This is a genomic window from Massilia sp. P2_C2 (genome assembly GCF_056404615.1).
The window spans coordinates 1-9253 of record NZ_JBFUDR010000255.1 but is presented as its reverse complement, the minus strand read 5'-3'; the positions used below and the strand labels follow the sequence as shown (position 1 = coordinate 9253).

General features: G+C 69.0%; 8 protein-coding genes. 4 read left to right on the top strand and 4 right to left on the bottom strand.

The window, feature by feature from the left end:
- Positions 1 to 193 precede the first annotated feature (193 nt).
- From AC1DYX_RS23470 to AC1DYX_RS23455, 4 genes are all read right to left on the bottom strand, one after another.
- Entirely contained in the window at positions 194 to 667 is a 474-nt protein-coding gene (locus AC1DYX_RS23470; protein ID WP_477263329.1) for a SixA phosphatase family protein, read from the bottom strand.
- Entirely contained in the window at positions 633 to 2792 is a 2160-nt protein-coding gene (gene ppk1, locus AC1DYX_RS23465; protein ID WP_477263327.1) for a polyphosphate kinase 1, read from the bottom strand. The genes AC1DYX_RS23470 and ppk1 overlap by 35 nt, the downstream gene beginning before the upstream one ends.
- 121 nt (positions 2793 to 2913) lie before the next feature.
- The gene (locus AC1DYX_RS23460) at positions 2914 to 3786 is read right to left on the bottom strand and encodes an AraC family transcriptional regulator (protein WP_477263325.1); all 873 of its coding nucleotides are present in this window, start codon (positions 3784 to 3786) and stop codon (positions 2914 to 2916) included.
- Positions 3787 to 3880: 94 nt separating this feature from the next.
- Positions 3881 to 6931: a sensor histidine kinase gene (locus tag AC1DYX_RS23455; RefSeq protein ID WP_477263323.1), complete on the bottom strand. Its 3051-nt coding sequence runs from the start codon at positions 6929 to 6931 to the stop codon at positions 3881 to 3883.
- A 159-nt stretch (positions 6932 to 7090) separates the two neighbouring features.
- On the opposite strand from AC1DYX_RS23455, the gene AC1DYX_RS23450 reads away from it, so the two are divergent.
- From AC1DYX_RS23450 to AC1DYX_RS23435, 4 genes are all read left to right on the top strand, one after another.
- Positions 7091 to 7777 carry a hydrolase gene (locus AC1DYX_RS23450; RefSeq protein WP_477263321.1) on the top strand — a complete coding sequence of 229 codons (687 nt, stop codon included), beginning with the start codon at positions 7091 to 7093 and terminating at the stop codon, positions 7775 to 7777.
- An 88-nt stretch (positions 7778 to 7865) separates the two neighbouring features.
- Positions 7866 to 8138: a XapX domain-containing protein gene (locus tag AC1DYX_RS23445; protein WP_477263319.1), complete on the top strand. Its 273-nt coding sequence runs from the start codon at positions 7866 to 7868 to the stop codon at positions 8136 to 8138.
- Positions 8128 to 8517, top strand: coding sequence for a response regulator (locus tag AC1DYX_RS23440; protein WP_477263317.1), 390 nt, complete (start codon positions 8128 to 8130; stop codon positions 8515 to 8517). Before AC1DYX_RS23445 ends, AC1DYX_RS23440 begins: the two co-directional genes overlap by 11 nt.
- A gap of 62 nt (positions 8518 to 8579) precedes the next feature.
- Complete coding sequence (locus tag AC1DYX_RS23435; RefSeq protein ID WP_477263315.1) at positions 8580 to 9203, top strand: response regulator transcription factor; 624 nt, start codon at positions 8580 to 8582, stop codon at positions 9201 to 9203.
- Positions 9204 to 9253: the final 50 nt, after the last annotated feature.

Below are 9253 nucleotides of genomic sequence, written 5' to 3'. Positions count from 1 at the left end.
ACTACCACAAGGTCAATGCCTTCAGGGTGGGCACAAGCTGGTCTTCACCTCAGTTGATGGTAGCTAATCATCAACTCGTTCAAGATACAAGGGTGGGCACCCCGTGCCCACGCGTGACGTTTGCGTCTTGCTGGCGTTCGCGTGGGCACGTTTCATTTGGGGCCCCCGGCCCCAAATGCCCACCCTACGGTCATCAGCGCAGCTTGCCCACGATATCCGGCCCGACGGCCAGCCGCACGAACGGCGCCGGATCCTCGTCACCCTTGTTGGCGATCCAGAACACGCTGGCCTTGCGGATCTTCCAGTCGTGCGCGGTATTCGAAAAGATCAGCGCCGCCACCTGACCCAGCAGCGGCTGGTGCCCGACGATGACGACCGGATGCTTGTTGTCGGGCCAGCCGGCCGCTTCCAGGATGCGTTCCGGCGTCGAATCCGTGTTCAGCGCTTCCACGGTGGCGAACTTGCGGCCCAGTGCCTGCGCCGTCTGCACGCAGCGCGCGGCCGGGCTGGACAGGATGCGGCAGTGCGTGGACAGCTGGCGGTCCAGCCAGGCGCCCACGCGCGACGCGTGGCGTGCGCCTTTCGCCGTCAGTTCGCGCCGCTGATCGCCCTCGCCGTCGGGGACGTGTGGCTCAGCTTCGGCGTGGCGCCACAGGATCAGTTCCATGGTCGTTTTCCTTGTTGTGTACGTGGCCGGTGCTTTGTGCGCTCATGGTCTCCATCAGGAACAGTTGCGCGCTGAACGGGGCCTGGCTGCCGCGCGGTTTGCGGCGCCGGTAGCGGCCGTCGCTGCCCAGTTCCCAGGCATTCACATTGTCCTTCAAATAGACCTGCAGGCCCTCGCGCAGCACGCGCTTCTTCAGCGCGGGCGAGCGGATGGGGAATGCGACTTCGACCCGGCGGAACAGGTTGCGGTTCATCCAGTCGGCGCTGCCGAGGTAGACGTCGTTCCTGAGGTTGTTGCGGAAGTAGTAGACGCGCGTGTGCTCGAGGAAGCGGCCGACGATCGAGCGCACGCGGATGTTGTCCGACAGTCCCGGCACGCCGGGCCGCAGCGAGCACGCGCCGCGCACGATCAGGTCGATGCGCACGCCGTCGTTCGACGCCTCGTACAGCGCGCGGATCACGGATTCGTCGGTCAGCGAATTCATCTTGGCGATGATGCGCGCCGGCTTGCCTTCGCGCGCGATCGCCGCTTCCTGGCGGATCGCCTTGACGATTTCCTTCTGCAAGGTGAACGGCGCCAGCCACATCGCCGACAGCTGCGTCGGGCGCGTCATGCTGGTCAGGTGGATGAACACCTCGTTGACGTCGGCCGTGATTTCGTCGTCCGACGTGAGCAGGCCGAAGTCCGTGTAGAAGCGGGCCGTCGTCGGGTTGTAGTTGCCGGTGCCGAGGTGGGCGTAGCGGCGCAGGCCGTCCGGTTCGCGGCGCAGCACGAGCGCCATCTTGGCGTGGGTCTTCAGGCCCACGACGCCGTACACGACCTGCGCGCCGGCTTCTTCCAGCCGCTCGGCCCAGTTGATGTTGGCCTCTTCGTCGAAGCGCGCCATCAGCTCGACGATGACCGTGACTTCCTTGCCGCGCAGGGCGGCGTTGATCAGGGCTTCCATCAGCTCGGAATTCGAGCCGGCCCGGTAGATCRTCTGCTTGATCGCGACGACGTTCGGATCGGCGGCGGCGCAGCGCACGAAGTCGATCACCGGCTGGAACGACTGGTACGGGTGGTGCAGCAGCACGTCCTGCTTGCGCAGCACGGCGAAAGAGTCGTGGGCGTTCACGAGCTTGGCCGGAAAGCCCGGCACATAGGGCGTGAATTTCAGTTCCGGGCGCGCATTGCTGTTGACGATCTCCAGCAGCCGGCCCATGTTGACGGGGCCGTCGACGGTGAACAGGCGCGAGCGGTCGATCGAGAACTGGTCGAGCAGGAAGTCGGCCAGGTGCTTCGGACAGCCGCGCGCCACTTCGAGCCGGACGGCGAAGCCGTAGTTGCGGCTGTGCAGTTCGCTTTGCAGCGCCTGGCGCAGGTTCTTGACTTCTTCCTCGTCTACCCACAGGTCGCTGTTGCGCGTCACGCGGAACTGCGAGTACGACACGACTTCGCGCCCCGTGAACAGGTCGGCCAAGTGGGCCTGGATGACGGACGACAGCAGGCAGTACGACGCCCCGGGCTTGTCGGACAATTCGTCCGGCAGGCGGATCAGCCGCGGCAGCACGCGCGGCGCCTTCATGATCGCGATGCCGGTGCCGCGGCCGAACGCGTCCTTGCCGGACAGCTCGACGATGAAGTTCAGGCTCTTGTTGATCACGCGCGGGAACGGGTGCGCGGGGTCGAGGCCGACGGGCGTGAGCAGCGGCCGCACTTCCTTGTCGAAGTACTGCTTGACCCAGGCCTTCTGCGCCGCGTTGCGGTCCGAGCGGCGCAGCAGGTGGATGCCGTGGGCGGACAGCTGCGGCAGGATCTGGTCGTTCAGCAGCGCGTACTGGTGGGCGATGATCTGGCGGCATTCGTCGGCGGCGCCATCCAGGTCGGCCTGGCCCGGTTCGGGGCCGCCGTGCGACTGGTGCTGCGCCAGCAGGCTCGCCACGCGCACCTCGAAGAATTCGTCGAGGTTGCTGCTGACGATCGTCAGGAAGCGCAGGCGTTCGAGCAGGGGAACGGCGGGGTTTTCGGCCTGCTCGAGCACGCGGCGGTTGAACTCGAGCAGGGACAGTTCCCGGTTGAGGAACAGGTAGGGGCTATCGGCCGGAAGCGAGCCAAGTGGCTCGTCCGTTTTCAACTTCATGTCCATTTTTCGGGAATATTTCACTCGTGGCAACAGAGTGTAGAAGCCGATTATGACAACATTGTGACAGAGAATCGCCTCCGGGGATATTCCGTGTTACTAAAATGCATTTCGATTAAGAAATCGGTCACACGACCGGCTCCCGCACCCGCCGCAGGTCGTCGCGCGGCGGCCGCCCGAACATGCGGCTGTATTCGCGCGTGAATTGCGACGGGCTTTCATAGCCGACCTGGTAGGCGACGGCCGCCACGTCGCGGCTGCTGGCGGCCAGGCGGGCCCTGGCCTCGTGCAGGCGGATCTGCTTCTGGTATTGCAGGGGACTCAGCGACGTGATTTCCTTGAAATGACGGAACAGCGTCGAGGCGCTCATGCCGCTCACGGCTTCCAGCTGCTGGGTCGACACGGGCTCGGCGTAGTGCTGCTGCAGCCAGCGGATGGCGCGGCCGATGCGCGACGCCCGGCTGTCCACCAGGCCCACCTCGCGCAGCATCGTCCCATGCGGGCCGGAGAGCAGGCGCCACAGGAATTCCTTTTCCAGCAGCGGACGCAGGATGCGCACGTCGTCCGGATGGTCGAGCAGGGTGACGAGGCGGCCGACGGCATCGATCAGCTGCGGCGACGCGGCATGCACGGCCATCGGGACGGCGCACGGCGGCGCTTCGGCCTCGGCCTCGACGATCAGGCCCGCGATTTCCGTCGGCCGCAAGGTGAGCGCGACGCCGAGGTAGGGTTCATCCCTGCTGGCGACGATTACCTGGCCTGTCGACGGCATCGAGAGCGACACGATCACGCTGTCCCCGGGCCCGTATTCGTACATGCGCCCGCCGACCGTGGAGCGCTTGCGGCCCTGCAGGATCAGGGCGAACACCGGCTCCTCGATGCCGCTCATCGGGCCGGTCGGCTGCGTCGTGGCGCGTACCCGCAGGCCGGGCACGATGCAGTCCGGCCCCGTGCCGGCGTGGCGCAGGGCGAGGCGTTTCAGGTCGTCGAGAGTCATCATGGGGCGTTCGCTCGCAAGAAATATGGTAGCGCATGTCATTACGCCACCGGCGAATCGTAACATGTCATTCGCGAACAGGACACATATGCACGCGCTATGGTTGACCTGCCGGAACGTTGCGCGCCAGCCGGCGCCACCATGCTTGCCGCGCCGGGCGCTCGTAGGCCTGGCTTGCCGGCACCGACAGCGCGACGAGCGTGCCGCCGGCCGCCGGCGCCGCGCATCCGGGGCCGATGTCCAGGTGGGCGCCGATGGCCGCCGCGCGCTCGCGCATGCCCGCGAGGCCCCAGTGGCCGGGCCGCGGCGCCTGCGTGATGCCGCGGCCGTCGTCGCGTACGCGCAGTTCGAACACGTCGGCCGCATAAGCCACTTCCAGCGTGACCACGGTGGCGCGCGCATGGCGGAAGGCATTCTGCAGCGCCTCGCGCGCGATGAAGCAGGCTTCCTGGGCCACGTCGCGGCACAGGGGGCGGCGCTGGCCGTCCACCTGCACGGCGAAGCGTACGCCGAACTGCTCGCCGAGGATGTGGCCGAGCGGCACGAGTGCGCCGACCAGGTCCTGGGCCGGCGCCGCCGCGCCGCGCAGTGCCGAGAGTTCGTCGCGGCCCTCGCGCAGTGCGCTGCGCGCCTGGTCCAGGGTGCGGTCGATCAGGGGCAGGTCGGGGCAGTCCTGGGGCAGGCGGCCGCGCGCGTGCTCGAACAGCATCAGCAGCGCCTGCACCGACTGCATCAGCGTGTCGTGCAGCGTGCGCGCGATGCGTTCGCGTTCGCCCGCGCGCTCCTGCAGCAGGCCGCGCAGCCGCAGCGTGGCGCGGCGCAGGCGCAGGCGGTACAGCAGCCACGCCGCGGCCACGAGTGCCGCGGCGCACAACGCCTTGAACGGCGTGCTCTGCACGAAGGTGGGCGCGATCGCGACGTCGAGCGCGGCGCCCGTGTCGTTCCACACGCCGTCCTCGTTGGCGGCGCTGACGACGAAGCGGTAGCGGCCCGGCCCCAGCCGGGTGTAGTACGCCGTGCGGCGCGTGCCGGCGTCGCGCCAGTCGTCGTCCACGCCGTCGAGGCGGTAGCGGAAGCGCACCCGTTCCGGCATCGTGAAGCTGGGCGCCGTGTAGGCGATCTGCAGGTCTTGCGTTCCCGCCGGGAGGTTCAACGGCGCGCCCGCATCGAGACTGCGGCCACTGGCGGTTACGCCGAGGATGTGCACGGGCGGCGCGACGCGGTTGCGCGGCAGACGGTGCGGCGCTATCCACGCGGCGCCTTCCGTCCCCGCGAGCCACAGGCGGCCGTCGCGCGTCTCCACGAGGCTCGATTGTCCGGAACGGAACTGGGCGATACCCGGATAGCCGTCGACGGCGTCGAATCGCTCGTAGGCGGCGATGGTCGTCGCCGGCGCTGTCAGGAACGCGCGCCAGCTTGCGGCCGGGATGCGTACGAGGCCGCGGCTGCCGTTCAGCCACAGGTCGCCGTCCGCGCGCAGCAACATGCCCGTGATGCCCGCCAGCGCCTGCGGATCGGCCAGGCGCACGGGCGCGAAGCGGTCGCCGGCCAGCATGGCGAGGCCCTTGTCGCCGGCGACCAGCAGCACGCCGCCCGCATCGTAGACACGGCCCACGACGCCCACATCGAGCCCGGCCGCGCCCCCGTAGCGGCGCGTTTTCCCGGCGCGCAGCGCCACCACGGCGCTGTCGTGGTAGCCGAACCACAGCGTGCCGTCGGCGGCGCGCGCCATGCAGACGGGCAGGGTGTCCGGCAGGCCGTAGGCGCGCGCCGGCTGCCAGCGGCCATCGGCCCAGCGGTACAACCTGTCGTAGGCGAAGCCGGCCCACAGGCCGCTGCCGTCGTCCAGCAGCGTGCGCGCGCCGGCGTCGATCGCGGCCCGCGGCACGCTGTCCGGAAACGGGATGCGCGTGCTGGCGCCGCCCTTGCGCCGCTCGATGTAACCGGGGCGCGACAGCAGCAGGGCGCCGTCGGCCGCCGTGGCGAGCATGCGCACGTCGCGTTCCTGTTGCTCCCGGAGGCCGGCGGCGTCCCGGACCCACAGGCGCGGCCGGCGGATGCTCTCGGCGGCTGCCCACAGGCGGCCCGTGTCGTCGAGCGCGAGGGCCACGTTGGAATACCCGGCCGGCAGGCCCGCGGCGACGACGCGGTTGCGGCGGAAGCGGTCGACACCGCCACGCGTGCCGAGCCAGATATTGCCCTCGCGGTCCTCGAACATGGTCATGGGGTTGCCGCTGAGCAGGTGCGATGGCAGCTGCTCGGCCGGATCGGTGCGCTGGTGCCAGTCGGAGGTCGCCGCCAGCGCATCCGGGCCCAGGCGGCACAACGCGTCGCAGCCGGCATGCCACAGGTTGYCGTCGCGGTCGAAGATGGCATCGAACGAGTACGACGTCGTCCACCAGTCGCGCGGATGTGGCGGGCCTGCCAGGCGTTCCGGCAGGCGTGCCACATGGTCCAGGTACCACAGCCACAGGTGCCCGTCGCGGTCGGGCATGATGTTGAAATGCTGGCCTTTCAGGCCCGTGGCCACGAAGCGGTCCGCGCCCGGCTCGCGGACATACAGCTCGTTTTCCGTGTTGACCCACAGGCGCCCGTCCGGGTCGCGCCGGAGGCCTTCCGAGGTGCCGGCCAGGCCCCAGTCCGCGCCGGCCTTGCGCCAGCGCGCACCGTCCAGCACGAACAGTCCTTTGGAGGTCGCGGCCCAGACGCGGCCGCGCTCGTCGGGCACCACGGAATACACGAAGCCCGGCTCGAATCCGTCCTGCTCCGAGAAATGGCGCAGGCGGCCGTCGCGCAACACGGAGAGCCCGGCGAAGCGGTAGCCGATCCACAGCGACCCGTCGGGAAAGGCCCGCACCGTCGCGATCACGTTCGACAGCAGGGGCTGGCCGCCCAGGGACTGGATGTGTTCGAAGCGCACGCCGTCGAAGCGGTACAGGCCGGATGGCGTGGCGAACCACATGAAGCCGCCTTTGTCCTGCGTCATCTCCCAGACGTCGCCCGGCATGCCGTCCTTGCTCGTCCACATGTCGTGGTGCAGCTGGACGAGGGTGAGCGACGGGTCGAGCGCCTGCGCGCTGGCGGCCGCGAGCGCCAGGGCGATGGCGGCCGAAAAACGGGAAACCGAGCGGAACGGGAAGCGGAACATTTGCCAGATTGTAAAGCAGGTTGCCGGCCCGTGCAGGCGGCRGTGCCTTCGCCCCCGCCGCGCCTATACGAACGGATACTGGCGACGCCCCCGGCACGGGTCTACCATGGCTTGCCGGTGCATTACCGCCTATTCACCATTCCCGCAGAGGATCATCCCATGAGCAATCCAAAACTCGAAGTGCTGACGCCGCAGAACAGCCAGATCATCTTCATCGATCACCAGCCGCAGATGGCTTTCGGCGTGCAATCCATCGACCGCCAGGTCCTGAAGAACAACACCGTCGGCCTGGCCAAGGCCGCCGCTGCGTTCGACATCCCGGTCACGATCACCACCGTCGAGACGCAGGGCTTCTCGGGCTATACCTACCCGGAACTGCTGGACGTGTTCCCGAACCAGCCCATCCTCGAGCGCACGTCGATGAACTCGTGGGACGACCAGAAAGTGCGCGACGCGCTGGCCGCCAACGGGCGCAAGAAGGTCGTGGTGGCCGGCCTGTGGACGGAAGTCTGCAACACGACGTTCGCCCTGTGTGCGATGCTGGAAGGCGGCTACGAGATCTACATGGTCGCCGATGCCTCGGGCGGCACCACGAAGGAAGCGCATGACTACGCCATGCAGCGCATGATCCAGGCCGGCGTCGTGCCGGTGACCTGGCAGCAGGTACTGCTCGAATGGCAGCGCGACTGGGCGCACAAGGACACCTACGATGCCGTCGTCGGCATCGCCAAGGAGCACTCGGGCGCGTACGGCATGGGCATCGACTACGCCTACACCATGGTCCACAAGGCACCGCAGCGCGGCACCGCCAGCCACGAGACGCTGGCACCGGTCCCGGCCCGCTGATCCGTTTCGCGCGGCGGCGATCCCGTCCGCGCACCGCGGTCCCGCGCCTATCCGTGCGGGACCGCCCCATCCATCGACAGGGGGAAGCATGAAGTTCTACCTGGTTTCCTTGGCAGCCGGCCTGCTGGTCGGCTGCATCTATGCCTTGCTGCAGGTCCGTTCGCCCGCGCCGCCGGCGATCGCCCTGATCGGCCTGTTCGGCATGCTCGTCGGCGAGCAGGCCGTGCCCATCGCCAAGCGCCTGATCTCCGGCGAGCCCGTCACCGTGTCCTGGTTCCGCGCCGAGTGCGTGAGCCGGATCAGCGGCATCCAGCCGCCGCCCGCACCGGCGCCCCGGGCCGAGCATGATCGTGCCGCCTGAGACCGGTCAGACGGTGCTCGTGGTGGACGACGACGATACCGTACGCACCGGCATGCYCGGCCTGCTGCGCGCGGCCGGCTATGCGCCGCAGGGGTATCCCAGCGCCGCCGCCGCGCTGGACGCCTGCGATCCGGCCCGTGCCCGTTGTGCCGTGCTCGACATCCACATCGGCGAGCCGGACGGCTTCGGGCTGTGCGCCCGCCTGCGCATGCGGGCGCCGCGCCTGCCCGTCATCTTCATCACCGGCGACGACGATCCCGCGCTCGCACACTGCGCAAACCTCGCGGGCGCGCTGTCGCTGCTGCACAAGCCGGTCGACGCCGACTGCCTGCTGGCGCTGATCGATGCGATCCCGGCGGCCCCTGGCCCCCTCCAGTGATGGCGGTCGACCCACGCGCCCCGGCGTTTTCCGCTATCCTTGCGGCTGACGAGGAGGCGCGCATGAGCGAACGGATGGTGCTGGTGGTGGACGACGACCCGGGCGTGCGCCTGGGCCTGGCGCATCTGCTCGAGGCGGAAGGCTATGCCGTGCGCGCGTTCGCCGCCGCCGCCGACTTCCTCGCGCAGCCGGCGCCTGCGGTGCCGTCCTGCCTGATCCTCGACATGCAGATGCCGCAGCTGGACGGCATGAGCGTGCTGCAGCACATGGCCGAACGCCACCTCGCGCTGCCCGTCATCTTCCTCACCGGCCACGGCACCATCCCGCTGACCGTGGCGGCGATGAAGGCGGGCGCCAACGAATTCCTCACCAAGCCCGTCGATCCGGACGCGCTGCTCGCCGCGGTCGGCGCAGCGCTGGCCGATGACGCGCGCCGCATCGCGCAGCGCGTCGAGACCGACGATCTGGCGCGCCGCCATGCCCAGCTCACGCCGCGCGAGCGCGAAGTGTTCGGCCTCGCCATCGGTGGCCTGCTGAACAAGCAGATCGCGGACGCGATGGGCATCAGCGAAATCATGGCCAAGGTCCACAAGCGCAACCTGATGCAGAAGATGCAGACGCGCACGCTGGCCGAACTGGTGCGCATGGCCGGGAAGCTCGGCATCGAGAGCGTGCGCCGGCGCTGATGGTGGCTATCCCTGTAGGGTGGGCACCCCGTGCCCACGCGTGACGCCGC

Bases quoted from the DNA above. Each gene is read 5' to 3' on its own strand.
- AC1DYX_RS23470 (WP_477263329.1), bottom strand. From the start codon at position 667: ATGGAACTGATCCTGTGGCGCCACGCCGAAGCTGAGCCACACGTCCCC.
- AC1DYX_RS23460 (WP_477263325.1), bottom strand. From the start codon at position 3,786: ATGATGACTCTCGACGACCTGAAACGCCTCGCCCTGCGCCACGCCGGC.
- AC1DYX_RS23450 (WP_477263321.1), top strand. From the start codon at position 7,091: ATGAGCAATCCAAAACTCGAAGTGCTGACGCCGCAGAACAGCCAGATC.
- AC1DYX_RS23445 (WP_477263319.1), top strand. From the start codon at position 7,866: ATGAAGTTCTACCTGGTTTCCTTGGCAGCCGGCCTGCTGGTCGGCTGC.
- AC1DYX_RS23435 (WP_477263315.1), top strand. From the start codon at position 8,580: ATGAGCGAACGGATGGTGCTGGTGGTGGACGACGACCCGGGCGTGCGC.